The organism is Paucisalibacillus algeriensis (assembly GCF_000577245.1).
Lineage (GTDB): Bacteria > Bacillota > Bacilli > Bacillales > Amphibacillaceae > Ornithinibacillus.
In genome coordinates, this window is record NZ_CBYO010000022.1 from 132,937 (window position 1) to 156,530 (window position 23,594).

The 23,594-nt window shown below is 34.9% G+C and carries 26 protein-coding genes and 2 pseudogenes; 10 read left to right on the forward strand and 18 right to left on the reverse strand.

Features of this window, described 5'->3' with window-relative positions:
- Window positions 1-59 precede the first annotated feature (59 nt).
- From TY11_RS16725 to TY11_RS16755, 8 genes are all read right to left on the reverse strand, one after another.
- The gene (locus tag TY11_RS16725) at window positions 60-716 is read right to left on the reverse strand and encodes a reverse transcriptase-like protein (RefSeq protein ID WP_042148858.1); all 657 of its coding nucleotides are present in this window, start codon (window positions 714-716) and stop codon (window positions 60-62) included.
- A gap of 115 nt (window positions 717-831) precedes the next feature.
- On the reverse strand, window positions 832-2,001 hold the full coding sequence (locus tag TY11_RS16730) for a hydroxymethylglutaryl-CoA synthase (RefSeq protein WP_042148860.1): 1,170 nt from the start codon (window positions 1,999-2,001) through the stop codon (window positions 832-834).
- A gap of 121 nt (window positions 2,002-2,122) precedes the next feature.
- Window positions 2,123-2,296 carry a hypothetical protein gene (locus TY11_RS20710; RefSeq protein WP_197025112.1) on the reverse strand — a complete coding sequence of 58 codons (174 nt, stop codon included), beginning with the start codon at window positions 2,294-2,296 and terminating at the stop codon, window positions 2,123-2,125.
- Window positions 2,297-2,365: 69 nt separating this feature from the next.
- Complete coding sequence (locus TY11_RS16735) at window positions 2,366-2,680, reverse strand: HesB/YadR/YfhF family protein (RefSeq protein ID WP_231495867.1); 315 nt, start codon at window positions 2,678-2,680, stop codon at window positions 2,366-2,368.
- Between the two features lie 1,049 nt (window positions 2,681-3,729).
- Window positions 3,730-4,218 carry a GNAT family N-acetyltransferase gene (locus tag TY11_RS16740; protein ID WP_042148862.1) on the reverse strand — a complete coding sequence of 163 codons (489 nt, stop codon included), beginning with the start codon at window positions 4,216-4,218 and terminating at the stop codon, window positions 3,730-3,732.
- Between the two features lie 27 nt (window positions 4,219-4,245).
- Window positions 4,246-4,833: a GNAT family N-acetyltransferase gene (locus TY11_RS16745; RefSeq protein ID WP_042148864.1), complete on the reverse strand. Its 588-nt coding sequence runs from the start codon at window positions 4,831-4,833 to the stop codon at window positions 4,246-4,248.
- Entirely contained in the window at window positions 4,823-5,344 is a 522-nt protein-coding gene (locus TY11_RS16750) for a DNA topology modulation protein (RefSeq protein ID WP_042148867.1), read from the reverse strand. The genes TY11_RS16745 and TY11_RS16750 overlap by 11 nt, the downstream gene beginning before the upstream one ends.
- Before the next feature lie 13 nt (window positions 5,345-5,357).
- Window positions 5,358-5,912, reverse strand: a complete 555-nt coding sequence (locus tag TY11_RS16755) for a histidine phosphatase family protein (RefSeq protein ID WP_042148869.1) — start codon at window positions 5,910-5,912, stop codon at window positions 5,358-5,360.
- A 191-nt stretch (window positions 5,913-6,103) separates the two neighbouring features.
- Between TY11_RS16755 and TY11_RS20500 the strand changes: the two genes are divergently transcribed.
- The 6 genes and pseudogenes from TY11_RS20500 to TY11_RS20260 form a co-directional block, all read left to right on the forward strand.
- Window positions 6,104-6,262, forward strand: a complete 159-nt coding sequence (locus TY11_RS20500) for a hypothetical protein (RefSeq protein WP_155982724.1) — start codon at window positions 6,104-6,106, stop codon at window positions 6,260-6,262.
- A 458-nt stretch (window positions 6,263-6,720) separates the two neighbouring features.
- Window positions 6,721-7,953 (forward strand): ABC transporter permease subunit, encoded by a 1,233-nt coding sequence (locus TY11_RS16760; RefSeq protein ID WP_042148872.1) that lies wholly within the window; start codon window positions 6,721-6,723, stop codon window positions 7,951-7,953.
- A 27-nt stretch (window positions 7,954-7,980) separates the two neighbouring features.
- A complete protein-coding gene (locus TY11_RS16765) occupies window positions 7,981-9,141 on the forward strand; it encodes an ABC transporter permease (RefSeq protein ID WP_042148874.1) in 1,161 nt (386 codons plus the stop codon).
- A 61-nt stretch (window positions 9,142-9,202) separates the two neighbouring features.
- Window positions 9,203-10,093 carry an ATP-binding cassette domain-containing protein gene (locus tag TY11_RS16770; protein WP_042148876.1) on the forward strand — a complete coding sequence of 297 codons (891 nt, stop codon included), beginning with the start codon at window positions 9,203-9,205 and terminating at the stop codon, window positions 10,091-10,093.
- Between the two features lie 30 nt (window positions 10,094-10,123).
- Complete coding sequence (locus tag TY11_RS19915) at window positions 10,124-10,816, forward strand: hypothetical protein (protein ID WP_052345877.1); 693 nt, start codon at window positions 10,124-10,126, stop codon at window positions 10,814-10,816.
- Window positions 10,817-11,091: 275 nt separating this feature from the next.
- A pseudogene (locus TY11_RS20260) lies at window positions 11,092-11,214 on the forward strand (DUF2249 domain-containing protein); the annotation flags it as partial.
- Here the strand turns inward: TY11_RS20260 and TY11_RS21140 are convergent.
- Window positions 11,215-11,328: pseudogene (locus TY11_RS21140) on the reverse strand (radical SAM/SPASM domain-containing protein); the annotation flags it as partial. It abuts the pseudogene before it with no gap.
- A 278-nt stretch (window positions 11,329-11,606) separates the two neighbouring features.
- Here TY11_RS21140 and TY11_RS16780 point away from each other — a divergent pair.
- A complete protein-coding gene (locus tag TY11_RS16780; protein WP_042148880.1) occupies window positions 11,607-13,088 on the forward strand; it encodes a multicopper oxidase family protein in 1,482 nt (493 codons plus the stop codon).
- Window positions 13,089-13,186: 98 nt separating this feature from the next.
- On the opposite strand, the gene TY11_RS16785 is transcribed toward TY11_RS16780, so the two are convergent.
- On the reverse strand, window positions 13,187-14,014 hold the full coding sequence (locus TY11_RS16785; protein ID WP_042148881.1) for an SDR family NAD(P)-dependent oxidoreductase: 828 nt from the start codon (window positions 14,012-14,014) through the stop codon (window positions 13,187-13,189).
- Between the two features lie 19 nt (window positions 14,015-14,033).
- A complete protein-coding gene (locus tag TY11_RS16790; RefSeq protein ID WP_042148882.1) occupies window positions 14,034-14,768 on the reverse strand; it encodes a DUF3784 domain-containing protein in 735 nt (244 codons plus the stop codon).
- Between the two features lie 468 nt (window positions 14,769-15,236).
- Here TY11_RS16790 and TY11_RS16795 point away from each other — a divergent pair, with 468 nt between their 5' ends.
- Both TY11_RS16795 and TY11_RS16800 read left to right on the forward strand, forming a co-directional pair.
- Window positions 15,237-16,100 (forward strand): ABC transporter permease subunit, encoded by an 864-nt coding sequence (locus TY11_RS16795; RefSeq protein WP_042148885.1) that lies wholly within the window; start codon window positions 15,237-15,239, stop codon window positions 16,098-16,100.
- Window positions 16,093-17,010 carry an ABC transporter permease gene (locus TY11_RS16800; protein WP_042148888.1) on the forward strand — a complete coding sequence of 306 codons (918 nt, stop codon included), beginning with the start codon at window positions 16,093-16,095 and terminating at the stop codon, window positions 17,008-17,010. Before TY11_RS16795 ends, TY11_RS16800 begins: the two co-directional genes overlap by 8 nt.
- 287 nt (window positions 17,011-17,297) lie before the next feature.
- On the opposite strand, the gene TY11_RS16805 is transcribed toward TY11_RS16800, so the two are convergent.
- From TY11_RS16805 to TY11_RS16815, 3 genes are all read right to left on the reverse strand, one after another.
- Complete coding sequence (locus TY11_RS16805; protein ID WP_042148891.1) at window positions 17,298-18,467, reverse strand: hypothetical protein; 1,170 nt, start codon at window positions 18,465-18,467, stop codon at window positions 17,298-17,300.
- A gap of 146 nt (window positions 18,468-18,613) precedes the next feature.
- Window positions 18,614-19,384 carry a class I SAM-dependent methyltransferase gene (locus TY11_RS16810; RefSeq protein WP_042150348.1) on the reverse strand — a complete coding sequence of 257 codons (771 nt, stop codon included), beginning with the start codon at window positions 19,382-19,384 and terminating at the stop codon, window positions 18,614-18,616.
- A gap of 13 nt (window positions 19,385-19,397) precedes the next feature.
- Window positions 19,398-20,075, reverse strand: a complete 678-nt coding sequence (locus TY11_RS16815; protein WP_042148896.1) for an HAD family hydrolase — start codon at window positions 20,073-20,075, stop codon at window positions 19,398-19,400.
- Window positions 20,076-20,250: 175 nt separating this feature from the next.
- Between TY11_RS16815 and TY11_RS16820 the strand changes: the two genes are divergently transcribed.
- Window positions 20,251-21,108 (forward strand): alpha/beta fold hydrolase, encoded by an 858-nt coding sequence (locus TY11_RS16820; RefSeq protein WP_042148899.1) that lies wholly within the window; start codon window positions 20,251-20,253, stop codon window positions 21,106-21,108.
- Between the two features lie 30 nt (window positions 21,109-21,138).
- On the opposite strand, the gene TY11_RS16825 is transcribed toward TY11_RS16820, so the two are convergent.
- The 4 genes from TY11_RS16825 to TY11_RS20505 all read right to left on the reverse strand — a co-directional run bounded on the left by TY11_RS16825 (window position 21,139) and on the right by TY11_RS20505 (window position 23,172).
- Window positions 21,139-21,852 (reverse strand): MOSC domain-containing protein, encoded by a 714-nt coding sequence (locus tag TY11_RS16825; protein WP_042148903.1) that lies wholly within the window; start codon window positions 21,850-21,852, stop codon window positions 21,139-21,141.
- Between the two features lie 701 nt (window positions 21,853-22,553).
- Window positions 22,554-22,757, reverse strand: a complete 204-nt coding sequence (locus TY11_RS16830) for a hypothetical protein (RefSeq protein ID WP_042148906.1) — start codon at window positions 22,755-22,757, stop codon at window positions 22,554-22,556.
- A 47-nt stretch (window positions 22,758-22,804) separates the two neighbouring features.
- A complete protein-coding gene (locus tag TY11_RS16835) occupies window positions 22,805-23,023 on the reverse strand; it encodes a hypothetical protein (RefSeq protein ID WP_042148908.1) in 219 nt (72 codons plus the stop codon).
- A complete protein-coding gene (locus tag TY11_RS20505; RefSeq protein ID WP_155982725.1) occupies window positions 23,023-23,172 on the reverse strand; it encodes a hypothetical protein in 150 nt (49 codons plus the stop codon). Before TY11_RS20505 ends, TY11_RS16835 begins: the two co-directional genes overlap by 1 nt.
- Between the last annotated feature and the right edge of the window lie 422 nt (window positions 23,173-23,594).

The following is a 23,594-nucleotide window of genomic DNA, read 5'->3' on the forward strand; positions in this document are numbered from 1 at the left end:
TTGTAAATAATAACGAATAAAAAATGGATGTACCGTTCAACAGTACATCCATTTCTTCCCTACTCTATTTCACTATTACTAAATATCTCCACGCCATTTAGGGCTTGTGTTGCTAGGTGATCTGCTTCCCGGTTCCTCTTCCTAGGTACTAATGTATATTCTGGAGTAATTCCTAATTCATCTATCTTATGTTCAATTCGATCAATCCAACGAAGTAATTCTTCTTCATAACATGGCCATTCATCATTTAATTGATTGATGACACCTTGTGAATCTCCCGTAAATGTAACAGGGATATGATGAACTCCCATAAATTCCAATTCGGAAATGGCTAGATGAAGTGCAGCATATTCCGCTTCGCCATTTGTATTTAATTCCTCAATGCGAGCATTTTTTCGAACTCGTAATTGCTTTCCACCTTGCTCATAATAAATAACACATCCAAGACCTGAATTTTTGGTTTCCACATCAAACCCGCCATCAAAAAATACGACAATATTGTGAGGTTCATCTTCCACACTACTAACGTATTTCCTCAGTTCCTTTAACATCAGGGTCGTGTCATGATTATCATAGAAAATCATGTTTTTCACACGTCCTGTTCGCTCTAAGTCCTCTGCAAGCAATAAAGCCTTCTCTGGATTCATTTCATCTGATAAAAATGTTGTTTCTGTTCCTTTTGATGTTTTATACAAGATTTCAATTTTAATTTTCACTAAAAATCATCCTAACCTAAGTAAGATAATTATATTTTTCATTATAATTAGTTTGCCATACGATTAACAATTATAAAAAAACTCTAGGAATTTCCTAGAGTTGTTCTTTTATTAACTACACATTTTTATTAACATATTGGCGTTTATTATCCAGTGTTCCACTTAAAACAATTGTTGCTGGATCCTTTGATATATCTAATTCCATATCAGAACCATCAGCTGGTAATGTTTCTTCAAAGATTATTTCATATTCTTCCACCGATACTTCTTTCCGTGAATTAAATAATTTCTGATGCCCCTCAATATGTAAATAGTCACGATAATTAGGTTGAAGAGCCCCTGTGAAGAACTCTCCTACAGCTCCAGAACCATAACTAAACATTCCGATTCTTGAGCCATCACTTAATTTTTTATTCTCCAGTAATGAGAGCAAGCTCAAATAAAGAGAACCAGTATATATATTACCAACATTTCGATTATAGGTTGTACTAATTTGATAATTTTCTAATAGACGTTCGCGTATATCCTCTGGTGCTTCATCTAAGATTGTACGTAATGCCTTTAATCCCATTTTCGTATATGGTAGGTGAAAACAAATTGCTTCCATATCTGTTAATTCTAGACCAGACTTTTCCTTATATACTTCCCATACCTTATTGAAGAATAAGATATATTGTTCATTGGAAAATTTCCCATCGACAAAAGCCTTGTCCGAATAGATTGGTCGCCAAAAGTCCATAATATCATTTGTCAAATATACATTATGTTTTTCAAGCTCCATAATTCGTGGATTAGCACTTATAATCATCGCAACTGCACCCGCACCTTGGGTTGATTCCCCTGAGGTATTTAACCCATAACGTGCGATATCTGTCCCTAAAACCAACACCTTACTTTCTGGGTTTAATGCGATATGACCTTTTGCCATTTGGATTCCTGCAGTTGCTGCGTAGCATGCTTGTTTTACTTCCACTGCACGTGCATTAGGATTTAACCCCAAAAGGCGATGAACATAAACTGCACCAGATTTTGAATGATCAATTCCTGATTCAGAACCAAATATGACAAAATCAATTTTAGCCCTGTCTTCGTCATCTATTATTTCTAATGCAGCATTTGCAGCTAAAGTTACGGAATCCTGTGTTACCGGGGCAACTGACATTTGACTCTGGCCAATTCCTATTGTAAACTTCTCAGGTTCTACATCCCTAGCAACCGCAAGTTTGTTCATATCCACATACATATGTGGTGTATAAAACCCTATTTTATCTATACCTATTTTCATGCTGATTACTCCTTTTTAGTTTCCTCTTTCCCTATTATATCTATATGTGAAAAATCACACAAACCAAACCTCTTATATGTATTACGGAGCTTGTTTATATGCTAAACAAGCTCCAAATGTGTTAACCATTGTCTCTTTTTCGTTTGTTTTTCTTCCCATTAATATTAATAAATTCGCTATCACTTGCAAATTCTTCATTATGTTTCCCATTACGTTCGGGTTCTGTATTATATTTTATTCCATGGTTCTTCTGTTTTCCGGTATCTCTATTCCTAATTTTATTCTCTTCTGACATAAATTAAACCCTCCTAAAAATACTTTTTCAAGGATTATTATGTCCAGGTTAAATTAACTTATTTCATTACTATTTATCAGTGAATTGATATTCTACCTCATCTTTACCCAAAACTACTTTCATGTCATATTCATTTAGAAACCAGACGTCTTTTTCACTAAAATAAAATGTAATTCCATCTAAGACTAACTTTTCTCCAATTTCTCCATCTTTCCCAACTGAAAGTCCTAGAAAATAATTCGGATGATCGGTTTGAATTCCACCATATATCTTAAGGAAGAATTGAACATAATCCCCCTCTTCAAGTCCCATTTCATCTTTATACCATTGTACTGCTTCATCTGTTATTTGAAAACTCATCGGTACACCCCACTCATTTTTCATTTCCTACACCTATTCTACATTAGATTAACTCAAAATGCGGAGGATATGACTTATTCCATTCGAAAAAAACGTGACAATCACCATATTAGGTATCTCCTTGAGCAATATTCCAGAAAAAGTTTGCTATACTTAATTTATAAGGGATGTGAGGAGAGGAAATTATTGATTGAAGTTAGCATAACACCTTGTTATCACCAAAAAAACAAAGCACCGTCAAGTATTTCACGGGTTCCTATTTAAGAATTGGAAATTATCAATTATCTGATTCTGGTTAGGAGAGCAGACAGTACGGTTATTAAAACCCAGTGATTACACCGTTGAACTTGCCTTATTAAAAGTCACAGCATGAATCCACCCCGAGGCCATGATGGCAACCAGTATATGTATCCTTTAGAGAGAAGGATTACAAGAACTATCACTAATTACCCAACGATTGCCTTAAAACTACTAACAGAATTATCCAATCGTCTGGAACAATCGGAAATACAAACAACCCGTTTTTCTAAAATAATTCGCACTCGAAAAACGTGTTTCTCTCTTTCCAGGAGTCTTCATATATTTCCGAAGCTAATATAGCGTATTGCTTCTTTTATGGTGACAATGTTGTTTTTTACCTTCTTTAAATGTTTAGATATCGGTTTGATTATTAAAGCTTGGACTCAACTCGCTCCATACATCGAATTTATTCCCATCTGAATCATAAAACACAAAATTATTCCCTGAATGACCTCTATCCTCTATTTCACAACCTCTACAGCACTATTGTCGAGATATGTATGGAATTTCCTTCAATTGTTCACAACCATTGACCTCAAATGTTAGTAAGAAATGTTCGTTTCCATTACTGTCACGATATCCAGATTGTTCTCCCTGAGAAGCTTTCACGAGAAAGAAACTTTGATTAGCAAATTCTAAAATAGCCTTATCCTCATCAAGATATTTTATTTTCGCTCCAAGAAATTTTTGATACCACTTTCAAGTAAGTTCTGGATTTTCTACTGGTAAATAGTTCGTACCCAACCGTTTAATAAAGTTCACCTGATTCCCTCCTATATTTTCCTTTTATATCGTAGTGAAACATAACCATCAGATAACTCTTCCGATTGTAGTTCAAAACCTTTGGATTCATAAAAAGGGATTCCTTTATGGTTCCCTTTTTGAACAGACAACCATTGCTCAGTAGCATTAAAATTTTTTTGTTGAGCTGTTATCGAGTTTAAAAGAAGTGTTCCGATTCCCTCGTTTCGTCTACTAGGGTCTAGATACAACACGTATATCTCTCCAACTTCAAGGCTAGTCATACCTCCACCACCTGCACCCACCACTTTTCCGTTATCTAAAGCAACAAAATAGCCTCCCCATTCTCTTGTTGAACGGGAGACTTCTTTCAGAATTTGGTCTGGAGAATAAAATTCTTTAATGATGGATTCCAAATAATCCTTGGTATAAATCTCACCATATGTAGCACGGTTCGCTTCTGTACACACCTTAACGATGCCATCAACATGCGAAGGATTTGCTTTTATAACATGAATCATAATAGTTGTCCCCCAAAAAAAGCAGAATTAGAGCAAAGCTTTCTCAAAACATACACAATCATGTACACGTTTAAACTTCTGCTTCATTTTCTCTTTGTTCTCACCGACATAATGTGCAAATGTCTGGATTGGTAATAACTTTGGATCTTTACTTTTTATACGACTTTCCAACTCTTCATTACCTTCCATATATACATGAAGATAGGAATCGACCAGTTGAAAGCCGCTATTTCTATACCACGTATTAACCCATTTATCATCCCTCGTCCAGGCTTCCAAACGATTAAGCTTATTATCTTTAGCCATCTCTTCCCCCTTTTTTAAAAGTTTAGAAGCAATTCCATTTCGTCGATAATCCGGATGAACAGCAATATGCCAAATCATACCTCCAAGTCCAGATCCTCTAGAACAAACTGTTCTTTCCTCAACTTCATATTCGATATCCAACAAACCGACAATTTGATTGTCTTCTACTGCAACTAATTCAATTGAAGGATTGTCATAATGCTCCTTTTCCTTTAAGACGTTATCAAAATAAGCAGTATCTAAAAAGGAAAGTACTCTACAACGTAACCACCCTTGTTCATCAGTTGGTTGGTATTCTCTAATTTCCATCTACACTTTCCTCCAAACGAAATAAAAATCTCTCTACCTCTTTTGGTGACGATAGGATAATAACCTTCTTCTCTTTCTCATTACCTAACCGAGCTAGTATACCTGGCTTCTTTTCAATTGGATACTTCCAAACCCATTTAACAAAATCTAGGTTGAGTCTTTCTTCACACCCTTCTCTCATATCAGGTCGAGTCCTGTTACGGTATCGAAGGCGCCTTTTTATTACTCGGTATAAACATGTGCTTCTTGGAATATCTAAAAATATTATGGTATCTGCCTTATGTAATCGAATATCCATTGTACCACCATAATTACCATCCATAATCCACTCATCCTGTTTGACTAACTCATGTTGCACCCTACTTTGTTCCTCTTTAGAAGTACCAACCCAGCCTGGCTTCCAAAATAATGCGTCCAAATGATAGACATTAATCTTGAGAAGTTCACCTAGTTTTGTAGCTAAAGTTGATTTCCCTGAACCACCTGAACCAATAATCGCAATTCGCTTCAATAATCCTCTTCCTTTATAACCATATTCTTTTTACATGAATTAATCTATCTTGCTCGAAAGAAAGCTTATAAATATCTGGCATTTCTAGTTCCTGCCAAAATTTAAAATCATAAGCATGATTAAAATAATTCATCATTAAAACCATTAAATTACCATGAGTTCCTACTACAATATTTTTACCTTCATGTTTCTCCAGTACTTTTAATAAGGCCTGAATCCCTCTCTCTTGTGCCATATGATTTGATTCTCCACCATCATAACGGAAATCGTAATCCTCCCACACTTTTCTAATCGCTAACTTAAAATTTTCAACAGGACTTTCTGCCAAGGTACGTTCTTTAAAACCTTCTTCCACAAGAATACTCTTACCGATATTGTCAGCAATTCCTTGTACTGTTTCCATTGCCCGTTTGTATGGACTTGCATAGACTAAATCTATTTTTTCATTCTGTAGTTTGGAAGCTACGCGAATTGCTTCCTGTTTCCCTTCTACCGATAATGGTCTACTTAATTCATCTGGAGTATAAGTTGAATGTGCATGCCTGACCAAGTAAATATTCGTTTTCATTTTATCACCTTATTTACATTATATTATAAAGATTAATATAATTGTAATTCATTGTAAGGAAAAAAAGCTTTCATCAATACTTTGTCAAGTGTTAATTTTCACAATATCGTAACCGGTCAACAGATTATTGCAACTTGTTCAATTGTAAACTAATAGTAGAGTTTACCACCTTTTTAAAGGAGATGTTATTGATGCTAGCCGGTTTAATGTTAGGATCTAGAAACCATACAAACTTACCGATTTCAGATGAATTAAGAGAGTTATTAAATTCTATATATACAACTAGAAAAGTTTATAAAGGAACCTATCTATTTCATGAGGGTTTAGAGGCAAACGAAATATATTGTTAAGTCAGGGCTAGTTCAAGTGTCAAAACTGACCACCGATGGAAAGGTAATTACCATTGAAAAGTCCGGCAAATTCTTCATCCAAAATATCGATTATCTTAAAAGCGAAATTGGATGTGAGGAATGTCCTCTTGAGATTTGTAATAAAAATTGAGTTTGGTGCTACTATCACTCCCCGATTTCCCTCATATTTTGTCGAAAAACTGTCTACGACTTTTGGTAGGCAGTTTTTTATTACTGGTTATAAATCTTTCTCTAAAGCATGATTAATAAATGGATTCTAATTTTTTTGGTACTTAAAATCTTTATATCTATCAAAATCACCGCTATCATATTTTACAATTTTGTTACAAACCTTTATAATGTAGGCAACAGAGACAAGATTCAGTAAATTCACACTCTATATGTAACTATGCCTTTTATAAAACAAGAGAATTGGCATTAAAGGGGGCGTTATTCGTATGAATAAATCAATGATAGTTCATGAATTTAAAATGATGATGAAAAACAAAAAGAACGTTTTATTTATTATCGCACTTGTCAGTTTAATTTTAAGTTATTGTTTACTAGTTCTACCAGCAAAAGAAACACCAGATTCTTTCGATGCAGAGGAAATGAAGCTGGACATTAAAAATTTGGAAGCAGTTTCACAGGGAATGATTGCTAGAGGAGGTACAGGAACTGGTGGTTTTACAGGTGCAGCGGCCTTTGCTAATAATATGTACTCCCAAAAAGTACAATCAAGAATGGTAAATGCTTTTGAAGATGATAATCTTAATCGCTTTATCCGATTGCGGATGAAAGGTTTCGACTATAGTACTGAAGTCGTAGGTCGAGATTGGATGTTAATATCTGGTGCTCCATATCCTGGTTTAGATCAAGGTCGTAATGCAAGTATAACTAATCTCCGTTATCAAGGATATTTAGATGCTAACATTCCCGTTACTTATGAAATGATTGAGCAAAAGACAGCATTACAAACCATCGTAAACTTTCTCCTCGGGACAACAGCCTTTATGGTTCTATTTTGTGCTATCTATTTTAGTAGTGACATGCTATCCAAAGACAGACAGCACCGAACCATTTTACAAGGGTTGCCTATCGGCTGGTATCGACTAATTAATGTGAAATCAATGGTTGCATTTTTCTATACGCTATTAATACTTTTTGGATTGTTACTGCTAGCTGTGATTATCATAAGCATTCAAAATGGCTTTGGATCATTTAAACTTTCTGTACCAATTACAATTCCTAGTACGCAGCCAGACGATTATTTTGGATACAGATTTAGTGAATATGACACCATTTCCATGGCTAAATTTTTACTTTTAGCTCTTGGGATAATACCAATTCTTATTTATCTATTTATTCGTTTAAATGCTATTTTAAGCTTACTATTTAAAAACTCCTGGATTGTCCTTATGGTAAGTACCCTACTATTATTTTCAGAGCGAATCTATTATTCAAGGACATTAACTGAACTATTTGGTATTGAAATAAGTAATATGCCACAGACTTATTTTGATTTTGGTAGAGTTATATCGGGCGAAAAATATTATTTGGTTCAACTTGAGGCGATTACATATGGAAAAGGAATTATCGTTTTACTGAGTACGATTTTAGTATTAGAAGCCACCCTATTTGTTGTTTCTCGAGTAGTAAGTAAACGCCGATTCTATCGTAAAGCGGCATAACGTCATTAGTCAGAAAGGATAGTAGATATGTTCTGGAAGTATACAAGCTTTGAAACAAAATTACTGTTGAAAAATAGAAAAAGTTGGTTTATTTCGGTATTCCTTCTGATCTTTTTCATTTTGTTTTTTATGTATTACAGTCAAGAAACTCCAATACCATTAGATGCTAAAAAAAGTTCAGAAACGAATTCGTCCTATGCCGTCTTCGAATACCTTGATCAGCAGCGCCATGATCTACCTGAAGTTGCAGAAGTATACGACTATCACACACAAATTCAATCGTTATTAGGTATGCAAACTTGGTTTATAGGTAAAGGCGATGATAGTGAACAATATATTGAAAACGGCCTAGAAATAAATCGTTTACGACTAGAAGTTCATGAATTAGGAAACAAGGGTATTCCAGATCACCTAATTGTTCCACGGGAAGAAATATTAAAAGAAGATGCGTTATTACATTATATTAAAGACAATAATTTACCAATCGAGTCAGACTCTTTTGCGACAAATCATTATATTTCAAATGTCCTTACCATGTTTTCTGGGCTACTATTTCTTGTTATTGTCTTAATTAGTGGAAATGAAATGCTAGTATATGAACAAAGACACCAGTCCGTCTTAAGAGGATTTCCTTTATCATTCATGCAAAAAATAACAAGTAAAGTGATGATACACTTTATTTATCTTTATATTTTTTTACTTCTTGGATTTACGATAGGTAGTGTTTACGTAGCAAAAAAATTTGATGCAGGAGAGTTTTCTTTCCCTATTCTAGTATATAAAAATGAAGACTATATTGCGATTTCTACTGGTCAATACCTAGTTTATATCTTTTTAGGTTTGGCGTTAGCAACAATTTTAATATTAGTTTTATCCATTTTACTAAATATGTTATTCAAAAATGCATTTGCTAATATTTTAGTTGGGCTAGGGATTTTCCTACTTCCGGACATTGCTATGGCTGCAGGGTTCAAGGCAACATTTTTACATCCAATAAAATACATCGATATGTTTAAAGTTCTTTCCGGAGACCTTGTTACAGAATTAGGAAACAGTAGTATTGATTACTGGAATGCAATGACTACTCTAGGCATTATAACCATTCTCTTGATTGGTGTCATTTATGCGATTAATAAATTCACCTATCAAAGAGTACCAAAAGATGTCCCTTTGGAAAAAGCATTCTAGCCTTTTATATCTGGCTTTTATACTAATGGGCTGAAAATAATTAATAGAAAAGAGGATTGTCATGTTAAAACTAGAAAATGTATCCGTAAAGTATAAAGATAAAGTAGTTTTAGATAACCTTTCTTTAACAGCTAAAAGCGGAGAAATTATTGGTTTAGTAGCACCAAATGGCACTGGAAAAACAACTTTATTCAATGTAATATCAAATTTTCTAAAACCTAACAAAGGTAATGTTACTTTTAATGAAACTCTTCAATATAAAACAGAGAGAAAAGAAATATCTATTCATAAACAACTTGCTACTTTCCCTGATCAAGGAGATTTATTTGAAGAATTAACTGGCGTTGATCATATGAAGCTGTATGCAAATATGTGGAGCGGGTCAACCAAAAACGTTAAAGAAATCTACGAGCAATTACACATGGAAAGCTATGTTAAGAAAAAGGTAAAAACATATTCATTAGGTATGCGACAAAGATTATGTTTTGCCATGATTGCTGCAGCTGATACCCCTATCATGCTTATGGATGAGGTTATGAACGGACTGGATGTGGCAAACGTTTCCCTCATTTCTAAGCGATTGATGCAAATGAAACAAGAAGGAAAGTTAATTTTTGTTGCATCCCATTTACTTTCCAATCTGGATTTATATGCTGACCGTGTTCTTTACTTAAAAGGTGGCGACATCATTCATCAGCAACCTTTAAATGAATCAACTGAAGAATATATGAAGATTGAACTAACACCGGAACAGTATGAAAAATTAGCTTATACACTACCAGAGGACCACCTCTTGATTGCGGGCCATCTATGCTGTATCCCAATTACAAACATGAGCATGGATGAACAAAAGGAATGGGTTGTAAGATTGTCTGATTACAAAGAAAAAGGGTTAACAATTGGACCACTTGGAACGGCTGAATACTATGAAAAGTATTACCATGAGGATTAATAGATTAAAGTTTACTAGGAGGGGAAATAAATGAAACAAGTAATTTTCCTCATATTTTTCATAAGCATATTGGTTTTGAGTGGATGTGGGCAAAAACCTTCAGAGAAAGTATTGGCTTACCAGGAAAATAACGAAATCATCGGACCGGAGAAGGATGAAATTATTGGAGAAGTCAGTGATACCATATATGATTCCATTGATCGTAGTAATTCTGAAGCAGAAGAAATTTTCCTTGGACCTATCGAAGGGTTAGGTGAAGATATTACCCCTCCAGAAGGTAGATACCGGATTAGCGCTGATATGCCACCAGATGGTTCCCCACAGTCTGGTAGGATACTCGTCTATGATGAGGCGGGTGTTCTATTATTGAGTGAAATAATAGACTATTCTTTTACAGGTAGTGTTACAGTTGACCTAAATGGTTCCCATACTGTTCATATCGATGGTTTAGACTATGCTATGCTTATTCCGGTAGAAACACAAAGTTCGAATGACCTTTCAGCAGGGATTTGGGAGGTCGGAAAAGATATAGAAGCAGGGAAATATTCTGTTTTCCTAACTGAATTTGGATTTGGGGATTTACAGATTTTTGAAAAGGATAAATCCCCTAGACTTTTCGAATTCCTAGATACTACCACTGAAACAGCAGTTGAGATCGAGTTAAAAGAAGGGCAAAAATTAAAGATTTCTGGTCTATATTCCCTTTCGTTTGAACCACTTTAAAGGTGCCTGTCAAGTCCCGAAATTTAGCAAATATTGTCGAATGAATGTCTACCAAATTACGGTAGACATTTTTTGCCATATAATCCCAATTCACTGTGATATACCTCACATATGGGTACAGTAAAGCAGCTAAAAGATAATCAGGCATTAATTCTCCAAGCCCCTTTCAATCCTGTCCCTCTCCACAAAGTACTAGGACGAAGAGGATTTGACTATGAGGCAGAGAAAATTGAAGAGACATAGGAAAAGAATCTATACAAAATAGGAGGATTTCAATGAAAACTCTTGATAATAGAGGCTTAGATCCACCTCAACCAATGAAGAGAACTTTAAAAAATCTTGATAGAATGAATTCTGGTGAAAAGCTAGCAATCTTTAATGATCGTCGTCCAATGTTTTATCTCTAGTTCATGCAAGTACTTAATCGCATTCATTGTTAAATCGAATAACCCGGTTGTACCGCTGAAATGATCATGCACCTCTGCACAATGTCCATCAATACTAAATGCCCATGTAGTTGACATGCTCTAGTTAACTCCCAAATGACAATAAATGGATTTTCATTATAATTTCGATTAAACAAGGTTAATCCCTCCCTGTCACTAATGACAAGTTTATTTTAAAATTATTGTAGGTACCTTGGTGTGACATATTTCACAAGTAAATAGAAAAATAGCACTTAGGTACAGATTGTCAAAAAACGTTTAGAAAATAGCCATCAAATTAGCACATTCAACGGTACAATTATAGATAGACATTATGTTAGAAATAACGATTGGAGAATTACTTAATGAAAAAAAGTTATGCATTAATTATATTGATTGCCCTCATATTTATCTGTGGAATTATCCTTGTGCTATCCATTGGTTCCGATGATGATAAGAAAACAGAAAAAAAATCTAGTGAGGATGTATCTTCCTTGGTAGAATCAATACCTCTACCTATTCCCCCTATTTTAGAAGACTTAGATCCGAATCCTAATCAAGCAGAATTTCATTTAACTGCACAAAAAGGAACTAGTGAAATTTTAGATGGTGTGGAATCTACAACACTTGGTTATAATGGAAACTTTCTTGGGCCAGTTATTCGGGTTCATGAGGGGGAAAAAGTAAAAGTAAAGATGAAAAATGAATTAGATGAAGCAACTACCCTCCACTGGCACGGTTTACTTGTTGATGGAAAAAATGATGGTGGGCCACATTCCGGAATTATGCCTGGTGAAACTTGGGAGCCTGAGTTTACAATTGAACAACCTGCTGCAACACTGTGGTATCATCCTCATATGATGCACTTGACAGCAAAACAAGTTTACGAAGGACTAGCAGGGCTATTTTATATTGAAGATGAGGTATCGGAACAACTCGCTATTCCTAAAGAGTATGGTATGAATGATTTTCCATTAGTCATTCAGGACAAAAGATTGGATTCTAACGGTAACATGCAATATGATCCAGGAATGACTGATATTATGATGGGACTCTATGGTAATGCCTTTCTTGTAAATGGTGCCATATCCCCCTATCTAGAAGTACCAAAAGGAATGGTTCGCCTGCGTCTATTAAATGGTTCAAACGGTAGAACCTATCATTTCGAATTAAGCAACAATCAACCATTCTATCAAATAGCTAGTGATGGTGGCTTTCTGGAAAAGCCAATTGAAATGACTTCTATTCGCTTGAGCCCGGCAGAACGAGCAGAAATTCTTGTTGATTTTTCCAAGTTGGAAACTGGAGATATTGTAAAATTAATCGACACTGGTTCTGAATTAGCAGAAACTGTTTCAGATAATCAAGAAGTAGAATTAATGGAATTTGTTGTAACTGATGAACAGTCAGAGGTTTTTGAAGTCCCAGAGCAGCTAACAGAAATTGAATCGATAGACCCAAGCAGCGCAGTTGTTACAAGAGATATGGTCTTAGCTGGAGTAGGTGCTACATTAACCATTAACGATAAATCAATGGATATGTCACGTATTGATGAAGAAGTTAAATGGAATGACACTGAAATCTGGGAGGTTACCAATCAACGAACCGGATTAAATGGTGGTATGCCACATCCCTTCCATCTACATGGTGTCCAATTCCAAGTACTAGACCGAGACGGTAATCCACCACCAGCAAATGAATCCGGCTGGAAAGATACCATCCTAGTACACCCAGGAGAGACAGTTCGAATTATAACTAAATTCACCCACAAAGGAATCTTCATGTACCATTGCCACATCCTCGAACACGAAGACGCAGGAATGATGGGACAGTATGAAGTGAAATAGAAGGGGTGCCTGTCACTCCTCGAAATTTGGTATATATTGTTGAAATACTAATAGTGAAACAAAAAAGTCGCATGAATTATCTGCGACTCTTTTTTGTTTCACTTATTTAATTTTTTTATTACGATTTTTTCAATAATGCCCCAAGGAATAAACTTCTTAATGTACCACAATGAGTTAGTACCTTTTCCAACCCGATAACGAAACCTCGGATTTTTTTTATCACAAATCCTTCGTACTAAATTGGCTACTATAAATGGATCTCCCGCTGTCTCAGAAGCCTGTTTTGCCAAATTAAAGGTATTCCTTTTCAATGTTTCATCTTCCTGTATCCCTTCCCCTATTTCTAGACCCTTCTCCCAAATTCCTGTTTTGAAAGAACCTGGTTCAATAAGAGAAACGAAAATATTTTCAGAAAGTAATTCAAGTCTTAAACTTTCACTAAATCCTTCAATCGCAAACTTAGATGAACAATACGGGCCCATTCCAGGGAATCCAAAATACCCACTAACGCTACTAATATTAACAATCCGACCTTGCTTTGAATTCTTTATCAAGGGTATTAACATCTTAGTCGTTCGGATAGCACCCAATACATTCGTATCATATTGACTCTCCCAATCTTCCATTGTTAAATCTTGAATAAATCCTCCTTGAGAGTATCCAGCATTATTAATTAATATATCTAATTGACCATATTGAGACTCTATCCATTTAGCAGCATTCTCAATCTGCTCCTCCTTTGTCACATCCATCTCAACAATTTCCAATTTTGCTTCCATTCCTAACTTCTTAACCATACTCACTAATTCATCTTGACTACCTGTATTTCTCATGGCAGCAATTACTAGAAATCCAGCTTTTATTAATTCGACCGTGATAAGCTTTCCAAATCCACCATTCGCACCTGTTACGAGAGCAATTCTCATACTTTCCCTCATTCCTTTTCTAAATCTCTTCCTTTAGCCTTTCATATAGATCTAAAGTCTCCTGTTGTTTTTCTCCATTTAAAATAATATAGTCATCCTTTAAGGATATATAGAGAAATGGGCCTTCCTTCTGTGTAATAAATAGTCTTCCTACCCCATACGGTTCTTCTAGTCTAAATTTGCCTTTTCGTACATTTCCTGAGGAATAACCATTGGTTCTCATTATAACTACAGGAAGCTCCTCGAGTAACTCAACCCTCTCTATTTTCTCAATTGACCACTCTACACCATACGTACCAGTTATGATAAACTGATCGTTTTCTAAGGTAATGTTGTTCTCAGCACTCCCATTAACCCATAGGCTACTAATGATTACTACTGTTATCACCGAAATACTTCCGATGATCCACATATACTTCTTCCGCTTATGTGGAACCTCAAACTTTTGGAGATACACTAAGCCACCTAGTAGAAAAACTGTAAATAGACCAAAGCCAATTTCAACGCCAAACGGTACACGGAATAGGGTTAGGAATGTTGCAAATAAAAGTAAATAAAAAGAATTTGTAAATATTTTCCCTAGTACTGTTGTATAGCCCTTATTTATTAGGTACTCTTGCTCTTCCTTTGAGCGATTGTTAAAACCCGATATCAAACTGTAATCTTTTTTCTTTACAATTAGATACGTTAAACCACCATGGATAATTAACGTCCAGCTCATTACAATGATAAAAATTAGCATTTCCGTTGACATAAACTCCACCCCTAACTAAAAACTTTATCCGATTAATACGTTTAAGAGCACTTTTCTATTTTCTAGGCTCTAATAACTATACATTCATTATAACAGCCCCAAACAAAATAATTACCGAATCATAAAATGCTAAATCTATCAATTATGAACTTAACCCATCCTTGAAACAAATGCCCTTAAAACAGACAAAATTTGGTGAGGAAGTGACAAGAACTCTCCAATACATTCAACCGAATACGCTAAAATGCGCAAGACAAATAGCAAGCACAATGACGTTTCCCTTTCATATGCCCTCTCATCTCTCTCACTAAACAAGGAGAGTTAATACTATTTAAATGAAACATCATAAAAATTCCAATTATATTCTGTCTCCTATCCAGAATTTTAATTAAATTCGAACTTGACCAAGTTTTTTGATAGTGGTAATTTTTAGTTATCTCTAAAGTTTAACTATAAGGATGATGAATAATGAAGATGGCACTTTCAATAATCGGGCTGATAGCTTTTATATATTTATTAGCTGCAATTCCCTTATCTATAACAATCATGGATGAAAACTTGTCCTTATCTATACGGACAATTTCTGACTTGGTCAAGAATTATGTAACCGGTCTACTGAATGGTGAATCCTTTACCTATCAAGAAGGAAAAAACCGTACATACAGTTACCTACAAGATATATCTGCTTATTTTTTTACTTCTTTACGGTACCTTTTATTGGCAGGGTTTCTATCTGTTTTAATTGGGATGCTTATTTCCGCTTGGTATAGTAAGTCAAAAAGAGAATGGGTAAAAGATATGATCGGATTCTTAGGAACCATTCCTGATTTCATTCTAGTCATATTTTTACAGCTTGGAGTAGTATTTATCTATGAATCTACTGGGTTAAGATTAGCAAGAGTTGCGTCACGCTCAGTAGATGAAAATGCATATTTACTCCCACTAATCACGTTGACTCTCATTCCCGCAATCTATCTTATTCGGACATTATCAGAGCGCACTTATGACGTTCTCTCAGAAGACTATATTTTAACTGCAAAAGCAAAAGGGTTGAAAAAACGAGTCATCTATATCAATCATGTTGTACGAAATATACTCCCATTCTTGAAAGCTGATTTACATAAGGTATTAGCTATCATGATGAGTAACCTATTCATTGTAGAATACTTGTTTAATATTAGAGGATTAACAGCTATGTTATTTGGTGGAACAATGTACCAATATAATCTTATTGTCAATACATTGTTTGCCTTAGTCTTCCTTTATTTAATGGTATATTGGTCTATTCGTTTACTTATCTTGCTTCTGGAGAGGGTGTTTGCCCATGACTAATTGGCGATTGTGGCTAGGGATCATATCTACTAGTTTTATACTTTTCATAGCCGTATTTGGACCTTTATTTGCACCTTATGAAAAAGATTATGTAGAACCGACTGGGTATTATTATAATGGTCCTGATGACTTTGGTATTCATGCATCACCATATCCACCATCAAAGGAGCATCTTCTGGGGACCGACCAATGGGGATATGATATTTTAACACTTCTTCTCTACGGTGCAAAATATACGGTGTTTGTAGGAATTGGGGTAGCCCTTATAAGGATTATTATTGGAGGATCACTTGGTATATGGTTTGGATTATCGGGGAGAGAAAAAAAGAAGACGGGTACTATTTTCGGATTGCTTGGCAGTATACCAACATTCCTAATCATATATTTTCTATTAATCAGAATAACCATCAACTCACCACTTTTCGTAATAGAGCTAATTTTATTACAATCATTCTTGATGGTGGTTGTCGGTTTTCCAGGAGTATATGCAGCAGTTTTCAGTAAAACGGTTGAATTGAAAAAAGAACTATATATTACAGCTACTAAAGCACTCGGAGCAGGTAAGCTAAGAATATTATGGAAACATATCTTCCCTCATTTAAAAGGTACCCTTCTTGCCATGTTTGTGAAAGAAATTATTTTAGTTCTTACTTTAATTGGACAGCTAGGAATCTTTAATTTATTCCTAGGGGGAACTATATTAAGACTAGGCGGCCCACCAGTTTATATATCAATCAGTAGAGATTGGGCTGGTCTTATCGGACAATGGAGATCCTTTATTTATGATTATCAATGGATTCTCTACTCCCCATTGCTAGCATTTGTTCTATTACTTTTTTCATTTTACATGCTCTCAAGAGGAATAGAGCTAAAACAAAAAGCAACATTACAAAAATATCCACATATTTAAAAAACAGCCCCTCAGGCTGTTTTTTTATGTCAAATGCAATCATACAATTTGGTAATCAAAATCTACTGTTCTTTTACCTATCTAGCAACTTTAAATAGATTCTATACTTTATTATCAATTTTTGATACGCTGTATTCTGTGCAATAGCCAATTCTTCAAATAAAATACTAATAACTTTTTATCTTGTTCTGTTAGGTTTTTCTTATTAGGTTCTTTTTCATACTTTTTCCGCATCAATGTGTTAACAATTTTTGAATTCGTTTAGCACCTATACTAAAAGTAAACATTTATTTCTTATATAAACTACCTATCATCTTCTCAAGACCATTTTTCAATTCATTTACCTCTTGTCCAGAAACATCCATATTTCCATACCGAACTTTCTGATAGATTTCTACATTTATTTGTAAGTCAATCCGCTTAAACCACTCATCCAACGTCTCTGATTGTCTTCTACCAATTTTATTTTTAAACGCCTTCCGTTCGAATTTGTGTACCATTATTCTTACAGGATGCTTCTTACCTATTCGCCATCTTTTAAAAGATTTAATGAACATCTCAGAGGAATCATAAACTTTTGTGACGATACCAAGGTTAACGGTCTTTCCGCCAATATCCTCCGGTGGGGAAGCATCTCTTTTTAGGATTTTTAGAACTACTATAAGTCCAACAATTATAATCATAATACCTATCGCAATATATACACCGAATACTGATCCGATATAATCCATTCCTGGTATCTCTGCTAAACCTTGTTTTTCCGGTAAAGAATCCATTCCTTCCCTAAGATTTTCAAAGTATTTGGGTTCTAGGAAGTTAAATAGATAAAGCACTTTACCAACGATTGAGAAGATGAAATATATAAACTTGTCAAACGCCCTCTCCATATAGGGTTGCGTACTAATCCAAAAAGCTACAGCAGCTCCTATTAATAGAAAGGCCACAAAATAACCTCCACTTTGGAAGAATGACATCTTTCTCTTTGCTCTTTCTAAGACTGCAACATGACTAAACATAAACCCAAAAACAAGCAAAAATAATTGAAGAAATAAGTATCCAATTGCTGACAATTCACCCGTAACTATATAGACAATAATTGATATCATAGTAGTTAACAATATATAACTTGCTTCACGGCCATTGAGAAAAAGCTGCCTAATACGTAGGTATCTCCATATGATTAAGACAGCTATTGGCAAACAAATTAATAAAGGAAATTGTAGTATGAGAAATGGGATAAATAATACAGGAACAATTAAATAATATGATTTGTAGTTTAAACTTTGTTTCTCCATCAGGGTGAAAATCACACACAGGGGGATCGTTACAGCGAGTACACCCCATTTTGGAATCCACATATAGTAAAAGTGGATTGGGAGGAGCATAATGATAGAGAGGATAATCATTTCACTTATAAAATGATATTGATCGGATATAAAATGACGTCTTTGATTCATGAGATACATCCTCGCAATAATATTTTTGAATAGTTATTATATTATATCAAATTCAAACAATAAACTTAAAGATAAAAAGGTTCATTCCATCTATTTCTTGATTTAGTATTTGCCTAAACTGTTTAATCACGACATTCCTCTTTCTTCTAAACTTCTATACGAATAATATAGCGCGAAAATGTTACTGCAAATCCTTTATTGGTAGCAAGTGCATGAAACGTTTCCGTGATTTGATTTATCTTTTGCTCCTCAACCATTTTATAAACTGTATCCTTTTGACCAAAACAACACATTTTCACAACATCAATAGGTGACTGCAAATATTCTACACTGTTAATTGATTCTATTTCAGCTCTTGAAAAACTACTGTTCTTTAATCTATTAGTCAGCACATCCATCACTTTCCTTGTCGGTTGCTGGAACATATCCGGAAACAAACGCAGCAGTTCTTTACCTGACTCATCACCAGGATGGAGACCTATTATTCTACCACCTGGTTTTACCACATGACTCAAAAGAGGATAAGCAGAGGTAGGTCCTTTTCTAATATATGCACAATCAAACTCATCACGTTCGAATGGTAATGCGTCTTTTGTATTTCCTAAAACAAAAGATACGTTTTTCATTCTTTGATTTCTGCCACTTCCAATAAATTGTTCCGTAATATCAAACCCTGTAACCTTTTCTGCTACCGTGCTACATCGGATTGTAAAATCACCATGACCACACCCGACATCTAAAACATTCTTATCCTCAACCATCCTCAATACTTCTTTGTCAAATATGGTTTCTCCATTTGGCTCATCTAAAATGGAATTCCATGGATAAAGATATTTACCATCATGTTCTCCAATATGTTGATACCATTCCACTGAATGTGGCTGTAGCCAATCTGGGTGTTTGGATGGATCAATCATTTTCCTCACAGTTCTATTCCTCCAGTTCTAATAAATCAATTACCTGCATCGGCTTTGATAATTTAGGAAAATCTACATTTCTCTCACTTATGTAAGTTGGCAGAAACCATGTTGCATGATAAGCCTTCATACCAACATTCGAGGCTCCAATTAACTCATTTGACCCACCATCCCCAATAAAGAGGGAGTTCTCCGGGGAAACATTTAGATTATGACATGCGGTCCAATATATCTCAGCATTAGGCTTTGCTTGTTTTACCTTGTACGAAAAGATAATATCATCAAATAAATTCGCTAGTTTAGAATCACCAAATCCAATTACTTCTTCCGGTGTACAATTACTAATTAAACCAATTTTTATCTTCTTTTCTCTTAAAACCTGGAGCATTTGGATAATTTCACAAGCAATTTCTTGAAAGGGGATTAATTTGGCCTTTAATCTTTGTTGATGAATTTCCTCGATAATATTTTCTTCTACTGTTTTCCCTAATGTTGTAAGTATATCTCTAAGAACACTTTGATGATCAGGAAAAGTACCATTCATTCTTCTTTCTACCCTTGCCGCCCATTCTTTCTTATAAGTTTCTTCCGTTATACGTAATGCCTCAATAGAATACGTAGCTTTCTTTTCATTATCCTTCCATTCCGTTATTAGCGTTTCATACAAATCAAAGAATACTGCCTCAACCACATCAATATCCTCCCTAATATTAATAATCTATATATCCACCATATTTTCTATCTAACTATCATATACATAGGTATAGGAAAACACAATAATAAAATTGGAATTTTCTATCAAATTAACGATACCATTATCATATGTTAATGAAATATTTCCAATGTTTTAACGGGGGAGAGCTTAAATGGCAGTAGCACAATATGTAAATATTAATGGTCATAACATCCATATTAATATTATCGGCGAGGGAGAACCGATAATATTTCTTCATGGTGGTCCTGGAAGTGAGCACCGTTTTTTCCTCCCGCATGTACTACCATTAGCCAAGAAATATCAATTAGTTTTATATGATCAGCGAGGATGTGGTAAATCAGATTCTATTTTAGGTAACAACTATTCCATTGAAGAAGAGGTTAACACCCTTGAGTCATTACGAAAACTATTACAGTTTGAAAAAATAAATATCTTCGGGGAATCATGGGGAAGCATGCTTGCGCTCTGCTATGCATCAGCCTACCCTAAAAGGGTTAGTAAACTATTTTTAACGGCAGCAATTGGTGTTAATCAAAAGGGATTAAAGACATTTGAAAAAGAACTATTGAAACGAATAACGTTGAAGGACAAAATAAAATTGTTAAAAACGGACAGAGAAGTAAAAAAAGGTACCGCTTCTGTTGATAAGGTACTAGCCATATTGGATCCTTACTACGTGTTCTCCAAACACTCCTTACAAAACAATGAAAAAACTAGTATGAATCAAACTGTCAATTATACGATTGTAGAGGATATAGAGAATAATTACGATTTATCGGAAGATCTAGATAGGTTAGCAGAAATACCAATACTAGTTGCACAGGGAAGTCACGATATACTCCCTCCCACAATTATTGAAAAATTATTCATAAACTATTTACCTCATACACGATTACATACGATAGAAAACTGTGGACATTGGACAATTATAGAGAAATCAAACGAAATAAACATGCTTGCGGAAGATTTTTTTAGTGGGACAGAGGGTCAGGAAAGTTGTCCCAGTTAGGTAGGACAGCTTTTCTCTTTCCCTATGTCATTACTTATTCGGACCAAACACACGATTTTCACCCGAAGACTCTTTCCCCGCCAAACGTTTTGCTAAAGTTTTTTTCCAGTTTTCAGCTAAAAACTCACAAGATGCTAGTTCCTTAACAAGGTCTAAATCGTCTTTTTTGTCATACTCATACATCACTTCATTACATGTTGCAATTGTCCATTCAGGATAAGGTCGATTTAGTAAAGTTAATTCAACTCCACTCTGAACATATCCTTCCTTCAGGATACGAAAATACCAGCCAGTCCTACCTGAATTCTGGATGCGCAAAGCAAGGTCCATCGTTCGAAAACGGCGAGCAGGTTTCCAACAAGGCCTACGCGGTTGGGAAACCTGGATAATTGCCTCGCCAAATTGATAGGAATCCCCGATACAAACAGAGTTTTCATCCATGTTTTCTACAGCTAGATTCTCTCCAAACCCACCAACATGAATAGTATCGATATTTTCTACATGCTTCCAATAATCATAATGATTGGCTGAGTATGTAAAAACAGCTTTCTCTGGACCGCCATGATTTTTCTTATCAGCAACCTCATCACCGACTAATCCGGTATTACTAAGCCACACTTTTTCACTCGTTCCTTCTTTAAACATACCGCTTTCCCAAGCTCGGTCCATTGGACTTTTTGCATTAGGATTGCCAACCTGTTTTACTTTCCCAACAAATAGTTTTTTTACATAAGGTTTCTCCATTGTTTTTTCCCCTCATTCGTATATTTTAGCTATGAATATAACTCAAATCCTCGTTCTCACCCACTTTACTTCCAAAAATGAGCCAACCACATTCCTTTCCAATCCCATAAACATTATTCCGGAAATTGGAACACTTTGTCTATGCCTAGGAAAGATTTTTTTTCTATCCATTTTAAGAGGTGGAATATTCCTCATTGAAAAGAGTCATCATAACGGTAGCCTCTTTATCAACAATGTTGAGTTTCTCAAGGTTTAGTTCTGTAAATGTCTCCTTATTATTAATTATTTTACTACTCCCCCTACTCCATTGTTCCTCCTAAGCATTCTCTAATTAGTATAGTACCAAAAAATTTCCAATTATTTAAAGATTAACAATAAAAAACTATGATAAATAAATACCATAGTTTTTTATAAGTGATTCCGATTGGGCTCGAACCAACGACCTCTACCCTGTCAAGGTAGTCAGCGGCTTCTGAACTAATAGAATAATTTCGGCAAAGTCCTATTATATCAAGGGTTAGCGCTATTTACTTCCGTTTAATTCAGATTGAAATCACTCGTTTCTGTCGCGTTTGTTCAACAATTTGTCAACAACTCTTTAAAAGGAAATTTTACATAGTTATTTTCCTGAACTTATTTCCATTTCTTTTACATTTTGGACACGGAAATAATTTTTGGTTCCAGCAATGAATATATCTTCATTATTGCATGTTTCGCATTTTGAGTTTGGAGGGATGGGTTTTCTTCTTTTTCTTAGTAATGTCGACAACAGGCGCTTTCTTAAACTTACCAATTGTCACTTTTAAGCCCAGTATCATAAATTCAAATCCATTATACAGTTTTCTAATGAGATTGTTTAGTTTATACCCTATATAGATTCCTATTACGGTTCCAATCAGTAGCATATAAGAGCCTCCTTTTTCATTAGGATCCACTCCTATTTATTTTTTATTCAAAATAGTGCAACTAGAAAAACATACCCAAACACACCAATAACTCCTAACTTAGCAAAAGTTTTACTAATCATGCTACAGAGTGCATATAATCCTATTGATACTCCGTCAAGTATCGGAATGGCTGCTATATATTCTAAGGCTATATCGGTCATTCCCTCTTTAAATTTTGCCCCTACCCTATCCCCGACATACTCCATAGGTGCTTTGATTTCCATTAGACAACACCGTCCATTGCACCTACTAAAATATCAAATACCATCGGTAATAACATTAATATTATATACCCCGATGCTGCTTTTTGAATCATCCCGAATCCTTTATCACTCTTCCCTATTATAATGAATAAAGTACCGCCCAACATCACTGCTAAGGCCCCGGGATATGCAAAAGCCATAACGGGTCAAAGGTATTCATGACCTTTGTTTGAATTGATTCTTCAGCAAATACAGTACTAGGAATAAAAGGAGCAGCTGCAAGTGGCACCAATGAAAACGTAGGAGTTTAACTAATTTATGTTCACCCCTTATAAATTCAATAGAATCATAGGTTTTAGTCCGCATGTTTGACCTCCTCATTATTTTTTCCTATTATCTTTATATAGACATAGAACAAATTAGCAAGATGGGAAAAACTCTTCCATGGATCCGTAAGACTTTAGATATTTTATTTCCTTAGTTACTACTAATTCCACTGAGCCCTTTTCATTATCAGTCAATTATAAATTCACAATTCCCCTCCTAATTAATGTCGGTATCAAGATACACCGTTACATTTAAACCCTCACAT

Coding starts and splice junctions, on each gene's coding strand:
- TY11_RS16730 (WP_042148860.1), bottom strand. CDS start 2,001: ATGAAAATAGGTATAGATAAAATAGGGTTTTATACACCACATATGTAT.
- TY11_RS20710 (WP_197025112.1), bottom strand. CDS start 2,296: ATGTCAGAAGAGAATAAAATTAGGAATAGAGATACCGGAAAACAGAAG.
- TY11_RS16735 (WP_231495867.1), bottom strand. CDS start 2,680: ATGAAAAATGAGTGGGGTGTACCGATGAGTTTTCAAATAACAGATGAA.
- TY11_RS16740 (WP_042148862.1), bottom strand. CDS start 4,218: ATGATTCATGTTATAAAAGCAAATCCTTCGCATGTTGATGGCATCGTT.
- TY11_RS16745 (WP_042148864.1), bottom strand. CDS start 4,833: ATGGAAATTAGAGAATACCAACCAACTGATGAACAAGGGTGGTTACGT.
- TY11_RS16755 (WP_042148869.1), bottom strand. CDS start 5,912: ATGAAAACGAATATTTACTTGGTCAGGCATGCACATTCAACTTATACT.
- TY11_RS20500 (WP_155982724.1), top strand. CDS start 6,104: ATGCTAGCCGGTTTAATGTTAGGATCTAGAAACCATACAAACTTACCG.
- TY11_RS16760 (WP_042148872.1), top strand. CDS start 6,721: ATGAATAAATCAATGATAGTTCATGAATTTAAAATGATGATGAAAAAC.
- TY11_RS16765 (WP_042148874.1), top strand. CDS start 7,981: ATGTTCTGGAAGTATACAAGCTTTGAAACAAAATTACTGTTGAAAAAT.
- TY11_RS16770 (WP_042148876.1), top strand. CDS start 9,203: ATGTTAAAACTAGAAAATGTATCCGTAAAGTATAAAGATAAAGTAGTT.
- TY11_RS19915 (WP_052345877.1), top strand. CDS start 10,124: ATGAAACAAGTAATTTTCCTCATATTTTTCATAAGCATATTGGTTTTG.
- TY11_RS16780 (WP_042148880.1), top strand. CDS start 11,607: ATGAAAAAAAGTTATGCATTAATTATATTGATTGCCCTCATATTTATC.
- TY11_RS16785 (WP_042148881.1), bottom strand. CDS start 14,014: ATGAGAATTGCTCTCGTAACAGGTGCGAATGGTGGATTTGGAAAGCTT.
- TY11_RS16790 (WP_042148882.1), bottom strand. CDS start 14,768: ATGTCAACGGAAATGCTAATTTTTATCATTGTAATGAGCTGGACGTTA.
- TY11_RS16795 (WP_042148885.1), top strand. CDS start 15,237: ATGAAGATGGCACTTTCAATAATCGGGCTGATAGCTTTTATATATTTA.
- TY11_RS16800 (WP_042148888.1), top strand. CDS start 16,093: ATGACTAATTGGCGATTGTGGCTAGGGATCATATCTACTAGTTTTATA.
- TY11_RS16805 (WP_042148891.1), bottom strand. CDS start 18,467: ATGAATCAAAGACGTCATTTTATATCCGATCAATATCATTTTATAAGT.
- TY11_RS16810 (WP_042150348.1), bottom strand. CDS start 19,384: ATGATTGATCCATCCAAACACCCAGATTGGCTACAGCCACATTCAGTG.
- TY11_RS16820 (WP_042148899.1), top strand. CDS start 20,251: ATGGCAGTAGCACAATATGTAAATATTAATGGTCATAACATCCATATT.
- TY11_RS16825 (WP_042148903.1), bottom strand. CDS start 21,852: ATGGAGAAACCTTATGTAAAAAAACTATTTGTTGGGAAAGTAAAACAG.
- TY11_RS16830 (WP_042148906.1), bottom strand. CDS start 22,757: ATGCTACTGATTGGAACCGTAATAGGAATCTATATAGGGTATAAACTA.
- TY11_RS16835 (WP_042148908.1), bottom strand. CDS start 23,023: ATGGAAATCAAAGCACCTATGGAGTATGTCGGGGATAGGGTAGGGGCA.